The sequence below is a fragment of the Neisseria dentiae genome (assembly GCF_024580525.1).
GTDB lineage: Bacteria > Pseudomonadota > Gammaproteobacteria > Burkholderiales > Neisseriaceae > Neisseria > Neisseria dentiae_A.
Window position 1 is genome coordinate 1 of the sequence record NZ_JANIKQ010000016.1, and the last position, 14,501, is coordinate 14,501.

The window sequence follows — 14,501 nt, forward strand, 5'->3', positions numbered from 1 at the left end:
CCCGTTGCCCCTGCCTCACCCTCCGCCATCACCCCCAAACCCGAAGAAGCATCCAAACCCGTGAAACCGACCACCGTGCCGGGTGAGCGCAAACCTGCCGCCAATCAGGCTGAAGTGAAAGGGGAACGCGCATGAGAGGGCTGATTTGGATTATCGTGTTGTTCGCCGTGGCCGTGGGCTTGGCGATTGCCGCCGGCTCTTATAACGGCAACGTGTATGTGGTGGTGGAACAAACCCTGCTGCGCATTAACCTGCACGCCTTCATTCTCGGCCTGATTGCGCTGGTGGTGGTGCTGTATCTGCTGGTGCGCCTGATTGCCGCCATTCTCAACGTGCCGGGCCGTATGCAGCGTTTCGGTACCGCGCGCAAAGGCCGTCAGGCCGCCCACGCGCTCAACAACGCCGGTTTGGCGTATTTCGAAGGCAAATTCCAAAAAGCCGAACAAGAAGCCGCCAAAGTGCTGGCCAACAAAGAAGCGGGCGACAACCGCACGCTGGCGCTGATGCTGGGCGCGCACGCCGCCGACCAGATGGACGACACCGCCCTGCGCGACCGTTATCTGAAAGACATCGAATCGCTGCCCGCCAAACAGCAGCTTTCGCGCCATCTGCTGCTGGCCGAATCCGCACTCGGCCGCCGCGACTACCCCGCCGCCGAAAACCACCTTGCCGCCGCCGCGCAAATCAACCCCAGCCTCACCCGCCTGGTGCGCCTGCAATTGCGCTATGCGTTTGATAAGGGCAATGCGCTCGATGTGCTCGACAAGGCCGACAAACTGGTTAAAGCCGGCGCAATAAGCGATTACGAAGCCGAACAATACCAAAGCTGGGCCTACCGCCGTCTGCTGGCGCTGGCCTCCGATGCGGGCGGCCTGAAAGCCTGCCTGAAACGCATTCCCGAAAGCCTCAAAGCAGGTGATTTGTGCGTGCCGGTTGCCGAAAAATACCAGCGTTTGGGCATGTATGCCCAAGCCGTGAAATGGGTGAACGAGTATTACCCGAAAACGCAGCAAACCGAGCTTTTGGAACCGCTGGTTGAAAGCGTGCGCTTTTTAGGCGACAAAGAACAGCGCCGCGCCATCGACACCGCCGACGGCTGGTTGCAAGCCCACCCCGACAACGCCCGCCTGCTGATGTATCTCGGCCAACTTGCCTACGACAAACAGCTGTGGGGCAAAGCGCAGGGCTACCTCGAGGCCAGCATTGCCCTCAAACCCGAAGTGCCCGCCCGCTTGGCGCTGGCCAAAGTGTTCGATGCCACCGAAGAGCCTGAAAAAGCCGAAACGCAGCGCAAACTGGCTTTGGAAAGCGTGGTGCACGACGAAAGCGAAACCGCGCTTCTGCCCGCACACAAATAAACCGGCACCGTTTGAAGCCCCAAACCTTTAAACAAGCAAACAGGCCGTCTGAAACCTTTTCAGACAGCCTTATCCCGAACAACCGAAAGATAAACATGACCACTTTGAAAAACGACACCTTCCTGCGCGCCCTGCTCAAACAACCCGTCGAATACACCCCCGTGTGGATGATGCGCCAGGCAGGCCGCTACCTGCCCGAATACAAAGCCACCCGCGCGCGCGCCGGCAGTTTTCTGGATTTGTGCAAAAACACCAAACTGGCCACCGAAGTAACCATACAGCCGCTGGAACGTTTCGATTTGGACGCCGCGATTCTGTTTTCCGACATCCTCACCGTGCCCGACGCCATGGGCTTGGGCCTGTATTTTGCCGAAGGCGAAGGCCCGAAATTCGAGCGGCCGCTGCAACACGAAGCCGACATCGCCAAACTTGCCGTGCCCGACATGGCCAAGCTGCAATATGTGTTTGACGCCGTCGCTTCCATCCGCCGCGCCTTAAACGGCCGCGTGCCCCTAATCGGCTTTTCCGGCAGCCCGTTCACGCTGGCCTGCTATATGGTTGAAGGCGGCGGCAGCAAAGAATTCCGCACCGTCAAAACCATGATGTATTCGCGCCCCGAGCTGTTGCACAAAATCTTAGACACCAACGCGCAGGCCGTTACCGCCTACCTGAACGCCCAAATCGACGCCGGCGCGCAAGCCGTGCAGATTTTCGACACCTGGGGCGGCGTATTGAGCGACGCAGCCTTTGAAGCGTTCAGCTTGCGCTATATGAAACAGATTTCAGACGGCCTCAAACGCGAAAGCGAAGGCCGCCGCGTGCCGCTGATCGTATTCACCAAAGGCGGCGGCCTGTGGCTGGAAAAAATGGCCGCCATCGGCGCCGACGCGCTGGGCCTCGATTGGACGTGCAACATCGGCGAAGCCCGAAGGCGCGTGGGCGGCCAAGTTGCCCTGCAAGGCAATTTCGACCCCTTCGCCCTCTTCGGCACGCCCGAGAGCATCCACGCCGAAGTTGCGCGCATTCTGGCCGCCTACGGCAGCGGCAGCGGCCATGTGTTCAACCTCGGCCACGGCATCAACCAACACGCCGACCCCGAACACGCCAAGATACTGGTGGACTCCGTGCACGAATTGTCGCGCCCGTATCACGGCTAAACCGTAAGAAAACTTAACCACCTGCAAAACAAAACACCTGCGTCATACTCTGGCTTGACCCGAGTATCTTTTTGTTTTCCAAAAACTTTCGGCAGAATGAGATACTCGGATCAAACCCAAGTATGACGGCATCGGACATTTCAGACGACCTCAACGGTTTGCAAAGGTTTCAGCCTAAGCAAATGCCGCAAAGTTCTCAGGCCGAAACCTTTGCAAAAATGCCTTAAGGCCGTCTGAAAGGCTTAAATCCCGTCATTCCCGCGCAGTGGACTTGCAAAGCTAATGACGAGACACAAACGCTTTCAGGTTTGAATTGTTTTTTTGAAAAGGCTCAGGCCGTCTGAAAATATTTTTCAGACGGCCTGAGCCTTTTCAACCGTTCTATAACGGACAAACAAAAACAACGATCTCCGTCATACTCGGGCTTGACCCGCGCATCTCACTTTCTTAAAAAATTCATAAAAGCTAAAAAGATACTCGGGTCAAGCCCGAGTATGACGTATATAATTTTTCTTAAGTTGGTTAGCTATCCAACTCCGTCAAAACCCGCCAACCCTTTCCAGCAAAGCGTTAGCATTCCGTTCGGTTTGTGCCGCCACCTCTTTCGGCGCAATACCCCGCAGCTGCGCGGTAACGGCCGCAATTTCACGCACGTTGGCCGGTGTGTTCACCGTGTTTTTCAGCATAAACGGGCTGTCCGTTTCCAACACGATATCTGCCAGCGGCAGTTCCGCCGCCGCCCGACGGGCTTTGCGCGCGGCCGGGTTGAGCAGCAGCGAGCCTATGCCGATTTTGAACCCGCAGCCCGTGAGTATCTGCGCCTCTTCCAAACTGCCGGAAAACGCATGGGCAATACCGCCCTGCGTGAAGCGGCAGCTTTTCACCGACTGCGCCACGGCCGCCGTGGCTTTCAGATTGTGAACAATCACCGGACGGCGCAGCCGCTGCGCCAAAACGAGCTGCCGCTCGAACACCTCAACCTGCCGCAGCCGCTGTTCCTGCGTTTGCGCCCTGCCGTAATCCAAACCGATTTCACCCGCCAACGCCTGCGGGTGTTGCGCCAACTGCTGTTCAAGGCAGGCAAAATCGGCTTCTTCGGCCGCACCGGCAAACCACGGATGGATACCGAACGCAATATGCACCGACGGCAGAGCCGATAAAGCCGCCACGTCGGCAAAATCCCCGCGCTGCGTGGCAGGCACGATAAAGCGGCACACACCGGCCGCGCGCGCGGCGGCCAAAACCTGCGGCAAGCTGCCGAGCAAGGCGGGATCGGCAAGGTGGCAATGGGTGTCGGTTAACTGCATGGCAAAAACTTTCAAATAACTGCGGCAATCATATCAGGCCGTCTGAAAGCGGCAAAATCTTTCAGACGGCCTGATGATTTGTTATTTTCATAACGGACAAAAAGATACTCGGGCCAAGCCCGAGTATGATGCGGATGCCGGTTAGAGCCGGCAAGGGTTGCACCGGTTTTAATCCGGCAAACCCAACCCGCCGGTTAATGGTGTTCGCGGGCATGGTTGATGGTGTATTTCGGAATTTCCACCACCAAATCTTCGCCCGCCACTTTGGCCTGGCAGCTCAGACGCGATTCGGCCTCCAAGCCCCATGCTTGGTCGAGCAGGTCTTCTTCGATTTCGCTCGGCTCTTCCAAGCTGTCGAAGCCTTTGCGCACGATTACGTGGCAGGTGGTGCAGGCGCAGGATTTTTCGCAGGCGTGGTCGATTTCGATGTCGTTGTCGAGCAGCAGGTCGCAGATGGTTTGCCCTTCGGGAGCGTTTTCTATGGTTTTGCCTTCGGGGCAGAGTTCGGCATGGGGGAGTACGGTTACTTTCGGCATGGTGTGTCGGTTCTTTCTGGTGATATTTTTGATTAAATAAGGTTTTCAGACGGCCTGTAAAGGCTTAATGATATAGTGAATCCACTTACTTTGGTACAAGGCAGCAAGCCGAAGACAGTACAGATAGTACGGAACCGATTCTGTTGCCGCTTCAGCGGCTTACAAAATCGTTCTCTTTGAGCTAAGGCGCGGCAACGCCGTAACGGAGTAAGTGGATTCACTATATTTCTTTCGGGGCCGTCTGAAACCGTCAAAGCTCTTCTACGTTTTTACCCGCCAGCGCGCGCTGGATATTGCGGTTCATGCGCTTGGCGGCGAAGTCGTCGGTGGCGTGTCCGAGGGCCGATACGGCAGCACGGATGGCTTCGGCGCTGCCGGTCTGCATTTGCTTTTCCAATTCGGCAACGGCCGTCTGAACGGTTTGCAGGCCGTTTTCGTCGAGCAGGTCGCCGTCGAGTTCGAGCGCCGCCTTTACGGCGGCGGTTAGGCCTTCGGCCTCCACCACGGCTTCGGCACGGGCGCGGGCAGCCATGTCGCCGGAAGCGTTGGCCATGCTCTCTTTCAACATGCGGGTGATGGTTTCGTCATCCAGCCCGTAGGAAGGTTTCACTTCGATTTGCGCCTGCACGCCGGTGGATTGTTCGCGGGCGGATACGGAAAGCAGGCCGTCGGCGTCCACTTGGAAGGTTACGCGGATACGCGCGGCGCCCGCCGCCATCGGCGGAATGCCGCGCAGGGTGAATTTGGCGAGGCTGCGGCAGTCGGCCACCAGCTCGCGCTCGCCCTGCACCACGTGGATGGTCATGGCGGTTTGGCCGTCTTTAAAGGTGGTGAATTCTTGTGCGCGGGCGGTGGGCAGGGTGCTGTTGCGGGGAATGATTTTTTCGGCCAGCCCACCGTAGGTTTCGAGGCCGAGCGACAAGGGGGTAACGTCGAGCAGCAGCCATTCGCCGTCGTTTTTGTTGCCCGCCAGCACGTTGGCCTGCATGGCGGCGCCCAGCGCCACCACTTCGTCGGGGTTGAGGTTGTTGAGCGGGGTTTGGCCGAAATAGGTGGCGACGGCCTGCTGCACATGGGGCATGCGGGTGGCGCCGCCCACCATAATCACGCCTTTGATGGCGGCTTTGGTTACGCCGGCGTCTTTCAGCGCCTGCTTCACCGGCTCGATGGTTTTGGCTACCAAATGTTGGGTAAGGTTTTGGAACTCTTGGCGGGTAATGGTGCTGTCGACCTTGCGGCCGTCTGAAAGCGCGGCCTGAATGGTGGTGCTGTTGTCGGCGGTCAGGGCTTCTTTGGCGGCGCGGGCGAGGCTTAACAGCAGTTGGCTGTCTTGCTCGTTGAGCTGCGAGAGCTTGTTTTGTTCGAGCAGGTGGCAGAACAGGCGGTGGTCGAAATCGTCGCCGCCCAGCGCACTGTTGCCGCCGGTGGCTTTCACTTCAAACAATCCCTTCGACAATTGCAGCACGGACACGTCGAACGTGCCGCCGCCGAGGTCGTACACCACAAACGTGCCTTCGGAGGCGTTGTCCAAACCGTAGGCGATGGCGGCGGCGGTCGGCTCGTTGAGCAGGCGCAAAACGTTCAAACCGGCCAGGCGCGCGGCATCTTTGGTGGCTTGGCGCTGGGCGTCGTCGAAATAGGCGGGCACGGTAATCACCGCGCCGGTAAGCTCGCCGCCGAGGGCATTTTCGGCGCGTGTTTTGAGGGTGCGCAGAATTTCGGCGGAAACGTCTATCGGCGTTTTCGCGCCCTGGCGGGTTTGCATTTCGATAATGCGTTCGTTGCTGCCGAAACGGTAAGGCAGATAATGGCTGTCTTGCTTAAGGTCGGCCAGCGTGCGGCCGATTAGGCGTTTGGCCGACGAAATGGTGTTGAGCGGGTCGATTTTTTGGGCTTTGAGCGCGTCGTAGCCGGTTTCGGTGCGCGCTTCTTCGCAATAGCGCACCACCGAAGGCAGGGTTACGCGGCCTTGCTCGTCGGCAATGCACGCGGCGCTGCCGCTTTTTACCGTGGCGACCAGGCTGTTGGTGGTGCCCAAATCGATGCCAACGGCCAAACGGTGCTGGTGCGGTGCGGCCGACATTCCGGGTTCGGCGATTTGCAGAAGTGCCATGTTTTGTGTGCCTTTTGAGTCATTTATTTTTAATCGGCGCGTATTTTAGCAGATTTGGCGCGGGTAGTTGAGTGATTTTGTCGGGAATACAAACTGTCGGAGCCTTTTCAGGCGGCTTGTAGTTTGAAAGATTTTTAAAATAGGATAATTACTTTACCAAATAAAATATTCTCATTTGTAATTTACTTTCTTTATATATTTCTTTATGCAAAAGTCAAAATAATCTCCAGCAGCTTCAAAATATTAAACCAAATCCATTTATAACCGGCAAAGGCGCTGCAACACACCACTACAACATATTGATATGAGTCAAGGTGCGGCAGTAGGAATACTACTACATTATCGGAAAATTACTTACTTCATTCAGGAGAATCAAAAATGGCGGAACACCAAACCCCGTCTTCCCGTCAAGGGCTGCCCGACCTTTCCAAAAGCATGATTTGGATGCTCAGCTTCGGTTTTTTGGGCGTTCAGACGGCCTTTACCCTGCAAAGCTCGCAAATGAGCCGTATCTTCCAAACACTCGGCGCCGACCCGCACGATTTGGGCTGGTTTTTTTTATTGCCTCCGCTGGCGGGCATGGTGGTGCAACCCATCGTGGGTTACTACTCTGACCGCACATGGAACCCTAAACTGGGCGGCCGCCGTCTGCCTTATTTGATTTACGGTACCTTGATTGCCGTTATCGTGATGATTTTGATGCCGAATTCGGGCAGTTTCGGCTTCGGTTACGCTTCTTTAACGGCTCTGCTGTTCGGTGCGCTGATGATTGCTTTGTTGGATGTATCGTCGAACATGGCGATGCAGCCGTTCAAAATGATGGTCGGCGACATGGTTAACGACAAACAGAAAAGCTATGCCTACGGCATTCAGAGCTTCTTGTCCAATACCGGTGCGATTGTCGCGGCCATTCTGCCTTTTTTGTTTGCCTTTTGGGGCTTGGCCAATACGGCGCCCAAAGGTGTGGTGCCGCAAACTGTGGTGGTGGCGTTTTATGTGGGCGCCGCGCTGCTGGTGGTAACCAGTGCGTTAACCGTGTTTAAGGTAAAGGAATACGACCCCGAAACCTATGCGCGCTACCACGGTATCGACCCTCAGGCCAATCATGAAAAAGTGAGCTGGATTCAGTTGTTGAAAGAGGCGCCAAAAGCATTTTGGACGGTATCGCTGGTGCAGTTTTTCTGCTGGTTTGCTTTCCAATATATGTGGACTTATTCCGCAGGCGCGATTGCGGAAAACGTATGGCACACCACCGATGCGTCTTCTTTGGGTTATCAGGAAGCGGGCAACTGGTACGGTGTTTTGGCGGCGGTGCAGTCTATCGCTGCGGTAGTGTGTTCCTACGTTTTGGCCAAAGTGCCCAACCAGTATCATAAACAGGTCTATTCGCTCTGCCTGGCATTGGGCGCCGCCGGCTTCTTCTCTGTGTTTGCGGTAACGAATCAATATGTGTTGGTTTTGTCTTACATTTTGGTCGGCATCGCTTGGGCAGGCATCCTTACCTATCCGCTAACCATTGTTACCAATGCTTTGTCGGGCAAACACATGGGCACCTATCTGGGGCTGTTCAACGGCTCAATCTGCCTGCCGCAGATTGTTGCCTCCCTGCTGAGCTTCGCTTTGTTCCCCATGCTGGGCGGCCATCAGGCGAATATGTTTCTGGTGGCGGGCGCGATGTTGCTGGCCGGGGCGCTGTCGGTGTTTTTGATTAAAGAAACGCACAGAACCTAGGAAGCCGCCATGACTGCCGCACCCATTTTTTTCGGCCGGACCGGCGGCCGCGACATTTACAAATATATGTTGCGCAACGCCCGGGGCACGCAGGCCGCCATTTTGACTCTGGGCGGGATTATTCAGGAGTTTTCGGTATTGCAAAACGGCATGCGCCGCCAACTGGTGGTGTCGCTGGATAATGCGGAAAGCTATGTACGCAATCCCTTTCAGATTAACAAGCAAATCGGACGCGTGGCCGGACGCATTCAAAACGCCTCTTTCGAAATCGGCGGACAGGTTTACCAAGTGGAAGCCAACGAAGGCAGACACGCCCTGCACGGCGGTGCCAACGGCCTGGGGTCGCAAATATTGGAAGCAAGCGCCGCAGGCACGCAGGAGCTGGTACTCTCCACAGTGCTGCGGGAAGAAACCGACGGTTATCCGAACAACCTGAAGCTTTCCATCCGCTACCGCCTGACCGACGACAACCGTTTGGAAGTACATTATCAGGCCGAGGCGCAAGGCGATACAGTTTTCGACCCCACCGTCCACATCTACTGGCAGCTTGCCGAAGGTTTGGGCAACGGCCGTCTGAAAATACCGGCAGGCCGGCATATTCCGGCCGACAGCGAAAAATTACCCGCTTATCCGCCCTATCCCGAAGATGCGGTATTTGATTTTTCAGACGGCCTCAAGCTTGATGAAGCTGTTGCGCAACTGCGGGCAAACACGCCCCGGCAAGGGTTCGACGATATTTATCAGGTCGAATCCAACCTAAACCGGCCAGCCGCCGTTTTAGACACGGTCGACGGCTGCCGCATCAAAATTTTCAGCGACCGCAACGGCCTGGTGCTGTTTACCGCCTGTCCGGCCGATCCGGCCAAACACGATAAAGGCATCTACAACGCTTTGGCCACCGAAGCACAAACGCTGCCCAACAGCCTGCACCGCCCCGAATTCGGAGAAATCCGTATGCGCGGCGGCGAAACCAAACAAACCACCATTGTTTATCAAATCGAAACCAATTGAATGAAGGAAACCGCTATGTATACCCGAATCATGGACGTGCACCCTTGGAAAATCCAGTCTTCGTGCTTGGAAAAAGAACACAAACGCCTGCAAGAAAGCCTGACCAGCCTCGGCAACGGCTATATGGGCGTGCGCGGCAATTTTGAAGAAAGTTATTCCGGCGACAGCCACTTGGGCACCTACATCGCCGGCGTGTGGTTTCCCGACAAAACCCGCGTCGGCTGGTGGAAAAACGGCTACCCGAAATATTTCGGCAAAGCCATCAACGCCGTCAACTTCTTCAAAGCCAGAATTTTTGTCGACGGGCAGGAGGTCGACTTGGCAGCAAACGATGTGCGGGATTTTTCCGTGTGCCTCGATATGCAGGCCGGCGTGTTGCGCCGCACATTTACCGTGCTCGGCGTAAAATTTACCGTTACCAAATTTTTGTCGGTGGCGCAAAAAGAGCTGGCATTAATCAAATGGGAAGCGGTTTCCGCCGACGGCAGCAGCCATCAAGTGAAAATCCAAGCCCTGATTGACGCCGACGTCCGCAATGAAGACGCCAACTATGAAGAGCAATTCTGGCAGGTACTCAACCAAGAGGCGGAAACCGGCGGCGCACATATCGCCGCACAAACTGTTGCCAACCCGTTCGGCGTGCCCCAGTTTATCGTGAACGCACAGCAATCGTTTGCAGGCGACTTTAACGAAACAGGCCGTCTGAAAACCGATTGGGAAGTGGGCAACACCTTTGAAACGGAAGTCGGCGCCAGCGTGAAAACCTTGGAAAAACGCGTGGTGGTTACCACCAGCCGCGATTACGCCGGCTTGGCCGAAACGGAAACCGCCGCAGACAAACTGACTGCGCAAATCCGAAACACTCCATTTGAAGATTTGCTCAAAGCGCACGAGCAAGGCTGGCTGCGCCGCTGGGAAATCGCCGATGTGGTTATCGAGGGCAGCGACGAGGCGCAGCAAGGCATCCATTTCAACCTGTTCCAATTATTCTCCACCTATTACGGCGAAGACGCGCGCCTGAACATCGGCCCCAAAGGCTTTACCGGCGAGAAATACGGCGGCGCCACCTATTGGGACACCGAAGCCTACGCCGTGCCGCTCTACTTATCGCTGGCCGAGCCGGAAGTTACCCGCAACCTGCTCAAATACCGCCACAACCAACTGCCGCAGGCACAGCACAACGCCCGCGAACAAGGCCTTGCCGGCGCACTGTATCCCATGGTTACCTTTACCGGCATCGAATGCCACAACGAATGGGAAATCACTTTTGAAGAAATCCACCGCAACGGCGCCATCCCCTACGCCATTTACAACTACACCAACTACACCGGCGACGAAAGCTACCTTGCCAAAGAAGGTTTGGAAGTGCTCGTGGAAGTGTCGCGTTTCTGGGCGGACCGCGTGCATTATTCGAAACGCAACGGTAAATACATGATACACGGCGTTACCGGCCCCAACGAATACGAAAACAACATCAACAACAACTGGTACACCAACACCTTGGCGGTTTGGGTGCTCGACTACACCCTCAAAGCGCTGGAAAAACACCCGCGCCCCGACTTGAACGTTACCGCCGCAGAAGCCGCCAAATGGCAGGACATTATCGCCAACATGTATTACCCCTACGATGAAGAGCTGGCCGTTTTCGTACAGCACGACGGCTTCCTCGATAAAGACATCCGCCCCGTAGCCGACCTGAAACCCGAAGATTTGCCGCTCAACCAGAAATGGTCGTGGGACAAAATCCTGCGTTCGCCGTTTATCAAACAAGCCGACGTTTTGCAGGGCATTTATTTCTTCGGCGACCGTTTCAGCCTCGACGAAAAACGGCGCAATTTCGAATTCTACGAACCGATGACCGTACACGAGAGTTCGCTTTCCCCGTCTGTCCACGCCATTCTGGCCGCCGAACTCGGTATGGAGGCCAAAGCGGTGGAAATGTACGAGCGCACGGCCCGCCTCGATCTCGACAACTATAACAACGATACCGACGACGGCCTGCACATCACCTCCATGACCGGTTCGTGGCTGGCCATCGTGCAAGGTTTCGCCCAAATGAAAACCTGGAACGGCAAACTCAGCTTCGCCCCCTTCCTGCCGGCCGCATGGAAAGGCTACGCCTTCCATATCAACTACCGCGGCCGCCTGTTGAAAGTCGAAGTCGGCGGCAGCGTTACCCTTACCCTGCTCAAAGGCGAACCCATCGAAATCGAAGTGTACGGCGGCAAAGTGCTGCTCGAACGCACCCACACCGCCCCCTGCCGGAAAGGATAAAGCGATGACCTTCAAAGCCGTTTTATTTGATTTGGACGGAGTCATCACCGACACCGCCGAATACCACTACCAAGCTTGGAAAAAACTGGCCGACAGCTTGGGCATTACCATCGACCGCCGTTTCAACGAGCAGCTCAAAGGCGTATCCCGCGAAGATTCGCTGAAAAAAATCCTCGCCCACGGCGGCCTGCAAAACGCCTTTACGCCCGAAAGGTTTGCCGAACTTCTGGCGCAAAAAAACGACTGGTATGTCGAAATGATACAGGCCATTACCCCGGCCGACGTGTATCCGGGCATTCTGGCGCTGTTGCAGAGCCTGAAAGCTGCCGGCAAAAAAATCGCTTTGGCCTCCGCCAGCAAAAACGGCCCCTTCCTACTCGAAAAAATGGCGCTGACCCCATACTTCGACGCCATCGCCGACCCTGCCAAAGTCGCCCTATCCAAACCTGCGCCCGATATTTTTCTGGCCGCGGCGAAAGGTACGGGCACATCCATCGGAGACTGTATCGGTATCGAAGACGCCGTAGCGGGCATTACCGCCATCAAATCGGCCGGCGCCCTGCCCGTCGGCGTAGGAAGCCCCGAGCACTTGGGCAGCGATATTGCCGTGGTAGCCGACACCCGCAGCCTGACCCTCAGTTACCTGCAACAGGTATGGGATAACGCCCGCCGCACATAAACCGGCACACAAGGCCGTCTGAAAAACATTTTTCAGACGGCCTTTAATTATTGGGCTGCCGCATACGGCCGCTTAAATTGTTCTCCCCCCTGTTTCCCGCTACAATCCCGCCTTATTCGAATAACCAATCAGGAACCGCCGTGCAGCCGCTTGAATATTGCCGCCAAAAAGCCGCCGAAAGCAAATCCAGCTTTTTGGCGGGTTTCCGTTTTCTGCCGCAGCCCAAGCAAAACGCGATGACGGTTTTATACGCCTACTGCCGCGAACTCGACGATGTGGTGGACGGCTGCTCCGAGCCGCACGTCGCCCAAACCACGCTCAACTGGTGGCGGGCCGATTTGGAAAAAGTTTTTTCAGACGGCCAAACGCCAGAACACCCCGTCTGCCAAGCCCTGAAAACCGTAGTGCGCGATTTTTCGCTGCCGCACGGCGAGCTGGAAGAAATCATCAACGGCATGCAGATGGATTTGGAGCAGGCGCGCTACGGGCGCTTTGAAGATTTGCAGCTTTACTGCTACCGCGTGGCGGGCGTGGTGGGGCGGCTGATTACGCGCATACTCGGCTTTTCACGCCCCGAAACGCTGGATTATGCCGACAAAATGGGCCTTGCCCTGCAATTAACCAACATCATCCGCGATGTGGGCGAAGACGCGCGCAACGGCCGAATCTACCTGCCCACCGAAGAATTGCAACGCTTCAACGTGCCCGCGCAAACCGTTCTGCAAGGCACGCCCACGCCCGAGTTTGCCGAGCTGATGGCGTTTCAAATCGAACGCGCCCGCCGAACCTACCGCGAAGCCGTGGCGCTGCTGCCGCGCGAAGAGCGCAAAAACCAAAAGGTCGGCCTGGTGATGGGCAGCATTTACTTTGCTTTACTGAACGAAATCGAGCGCGACGGTGCCGAACATGTATTGCAATACAAAATCGCCATTCCTTCGCCGCGCAAAAAACGCATTGCCCTGAAAACCTGGCTGTTCGGATTTAACCCATGAAGCCCACCGCACACCGCCCGAAAATCGCCGTTATCGGCGCAGGCTGGGCCGGCCTTTCCGCCGCCGTCCGGCTGGCCGGCCGTGCCGACGTGAGCCTGTTTGAAGCAGGCAAACAGGCGGGCGGGCGGGCGCGTATGCTTGCGGGCAACCAGGCCGGATTCAGCTTTCTCGACAACGGCCAGCACATCATGATCGGCGCTTATCACGGCGTGCTCGCGCTGATGCAGTTGATCGGCGTGCGCGAACAAGATGCCTTTTTGCGGCTGCCGCTGCAATGGCATCTGGCCGACGGTTTGCAGTTTCAGACGGCCTCCCTGCCCGCGCCGCTGCATATCGCCTTCGGCCTGCTCAAAGCCCGCAACCTGCGTTTCGGCGAAAAAATCAGGCTGCTCAACGATATGCACGCCTTACAGCAATACCACACCTCGCCGCTGCCCGACATCAGCACGGCCGAGTGGCTGCGCGAACGCAACGTTTCGCGCAAACTCAGCGGCAACTTCTGGCAGCCTTTGGTGTGGGGCGCACTCAACACACCGCTCGAACACGCCAGCCTGCGCACGCTGTGCAACGTGCTGCAAGACGGCGTATGGTCAAGCAAGGAAGGCAGCGATTATCTGCTGCCGAAGCAGGATTTGGGCAGCATCATCGCCGAACCCGCGCTGGCGTTTCTTGCCGCACATGACGCAACCGTGCATTTGGAAACACGTGCGGCGCGGCTGGCCAACCTGCCGGACGGCCGAGTGGAAGTGAACGGCCAAGCTTTCGATGCCGCCGTGCTCGCCGTCGCGCCCTATCATGCGGCCGCGCTGATGCCGCAGGAAACGCCCGATGCCGTGTTGTCGGCTTTCAACGCCGTCCGCTACCATGCCATCACCACCGTTTATCTGCGCTACGCCGAAACCGTGCACCTGCCCGCCCCACTCACCGGTTTAACCGAAGGCACGGCGCAATGGTTTATCCACCGCGGCGCGCTCGGCCTGCCTGCCAACGAAACCGCCGCCGTGATCAGCCTGTCCGACCTTATCGGCCGTCTGAAACCCGAAGAATGGGCGGCACGCGTGCACGCCGATTTGAAAACGCTCTGCCCCTACCTCGGCAAGCCGCTGGCCGCCCGCGTGATTACCGAACAGCGCGCCACCGCCGCCGCAACCGTTGCCCGCACCCTGCCCGATTTATCGTGGTTGCACCGCCGCCGCATCTACCCCGCAGGCGACTACCTGCACCCGCGCTACCCTTCCACCCTCGAAGCCGCCGTACAATCGGGCCTGAGCGCGGCGGATGTGTGCTACACCGATTGCTGCGGCGGCAAACACGTTTTTTAACGCCGTTTTTTCAGACGGCCT

11 protein-coding genes are annotated in these 14,501 nt (G+C 56.9%); 8 read left to right on the top strand and 3 right to left on the bottom strand.

Going from position 1 to position 14,501, the window contains the following annotated elements; translation table 11 throughout:
* Window positions 1-131: 131 nt before the first annotated feature.
* Both NQ012_RS09725 and hemE read left to right on the top strand, forming a co-directional pair.
* Window positions 132-1,358, top strand: a complete 1,227-nt coding sequence (locus tag NQ012_RS09725) for a heme biosynthesis HemY N-terminal domain-containing protein (protein ID WP_257067418.1) — start codon at window positions 132-134, stop codon at window positions 1,356-1,358.
* Between the two features lie 95 nt (window positions 1,359-1,453).
* Window positions 1,454-2,515, top strand: coding sequence for a uroporphyrinogen decarboxylase (gene hemE, locus NQ012_RS09730; protein WP_257067419.1), 1,062 nt, complete (start codon window positions 1,454-1,456; stop codon window positions 2,513-2,515).
* 539 nt (window positions 2,516-3,054) lie between these two features.
* Here the strand turns inward: hemE and NQ012_RS09735 are convergent.
* From NQ012_RS09735 to hscA, 3 genes are all read right to left on the bottom strand, one after another.
* Window positions 3,055-3,822, bottom strand: coding sequence for a TatD family hydrolase (locus NQ012_RS09735; protein WP_257067421.1), 768 nt, complete (start codon window positions 3,820-3,822; stop codon window positions 3,055-3,057).
* Window positions 3,823-4,016: 194 nt separating this feature from the next.
* Window positions 4,017-4,358 carry an ISC system 2Fe-2S type ferredoxin gene (gene fdx / locus NQ012_RS09740; RefSeq protein ID WP_257067422.1) on the bottom strand — a complete coding sequence of 114 codons (342 nt, stop codon included), beginning with the start codon at window positions 4,356-4,358 and terminating at the stop codon, window positions 4,017-4,019.
* A 250-nt stretch (window positions 4,359-4,608) separates the two neighbouring features.
* Window positions 4,609-6,471, bottom strand: coding sequence for a Fe-S protein assembly chaperone HscA (gene hscA, locus NQ012_RS09745; RefSeq protein WP_257067424.1), 1,863 nt, complete (start codon window positions 6,469-6,471; stop codon window positions 4,609-4,611).
* A 378-nt stretch (window positions 6,472-6,849) separates the two neighbouring features.
* Between hscA and NQ012_RS09750 the strand changes: the two genes are divergently transcribed.
* From NQ012_RS09750 to hpnE, 6 genes are all read left to right on the top strand, one after another.
* Window positions 6,850-8,202 (top strand): SLC45 family MFS transporter, encoded by a 1,353-nt coding sequence (locus NQ012_RS09750; protein WP_257067425.1) that lies wholly within the window; start codon window positions 6,850-6,852, stop codon window positions 8,200-8,202.
* 9 nt (window positions 8,203-8,211) lie between these two features.
* The gene (locus NQ012_RS09755) at window positions 8,212-9,213 is read left to right on the top strand and encodes an aldose epimerase family protein (RefSeq protein ID WP_257067426.1); all 1,002 of its coding nucleotides are present in this window, start codon (window positions 8,212-8,214) and stop codon (window positions 9,211-9,213) included.
* Window positions 9,214-9,228: 15 nt separating this feature from the next.
* Window positions 9,229-11,487 carry a glycoside hydrolase family 65 protein gene (locus tag NQ012_RS09760; RefSeq protein WP_257067427.1) on the top strand — a complete coding sequence of 753 codons (2,259 nt, stop codon included), beginning with the start codon at window positions 9,229-9,231 and terminating at the stop codon, window positions 11,485-11,487.
* 4 nt (window positions 11,488-11,491) lie between these two features.
* Window positions 11,492-12,166: a beta-phosphoglucomutase gene (gene pgmB / locus NQ012_RS09765; RefSeq protein ID WP_257067428.1), complete on the top strand. Its 675-nt coding sequence runs from the start codon at window positions 11,492-11,494 to the stop codon at window positions 12,164-12,166.
* 140 nt (window positions 12,167-12,306) lie between these two features.
* The gene (hpnD, locus tag NQ012_RS09770) at window positions 12,307-13,158 is read left to right on the top strand and encodes a presqualene diphosphate synthase HpnD (protein ID WP_257067429.1); all 852 of its coding nucleotides are present in this window, start codon (window positions 12,307-12,309) and stop codon (window positions 13,156-13,158) included.
* Entirely contained in the window at window positions 13,155-14,480 is a 1,326-nt protein-coding gene (hpnE, locus tag NQ012_RS09775) for a hydroxysqualene dehydroxylase HpnE (protein WP_257067430.1), read from the top strand. The genes hpnD and hpnE overlap by 4 nt, the downstream gene beginning before the upstream one ends.
* The last annotated feature ends 21 nt before the right edge of the window (window positions 14,481-14,501 follow it).

Bases quoted from the DNA above. Each gene is read 5' to 3' on its own strand.
- hscA (WP_257067424.1), bottom strand. From the start codon at position 6,471: ATGGCACTTCTGCAAATCGCCGAACCCGGAATGTCGGCCGCACCGCAC.
- hemE (WP_257067419.1), top strand. From the start codon at position 1,454: ATGACCACTTTGAAAAACGACACCTTCCTGCGCGCCCTGCTCAAACAA.
- NQ012_RS09760 (WP_257067427.1), top strand. From the start codon at position 9,229: ATGTATACCCGAATCATGGACGTGCACCCTTGGAAAATCCAGTCTTCG.
- NQ012_RS09755 (WP_257067426.1), top strand. From the start codon at position 8,212: ATGACTGCCGCACCCATTTTTTTCGGCCGGACCGGCGGCCGCGACATT.
- fdx (WP_257067422.1), bottom strand. From the start codon at position 4,358: ATGCCGAAAGTAACCGTACTCCCCCATGCCGAACTCTGCCCCGAAGGC.
- NQ012_RS09735 (WP_257067421.1), bottom strand. From the start codon at position 3,822: ATGCAGTTAACCGACACCCATTGCCACCTTGCCGATCCCGCCTTGCTC.
- pgmB (WP_257067428.1), top strand. From the start codon at position 11,492: ATGACCTTCAAAGCCGTTTTATTTGATTTGGACGGAGTCATCACCGAC.
- NQ012_RS09725 (WP_257067418.1), top strand. From the start codon at position 132: ATGAGAGGGCTGATTTGGATTATCGTGTTGTTCGCCGTGGCCGTGGGC.
- hpnE (WP_257067430.1), top strand. From the start codon at position 13,155: ATGAAGCCCACCGCACACCGCCCGAAAATCGCCGTTATCGGCGCAGGC.
- NQ012_RS09750 (WP_257067425.1), top strand. From the start codon at position 6,850: ATGGCGGAACACCAAACCCCGTCTTCCCGTCAAGGGCTGCCCGACCTT.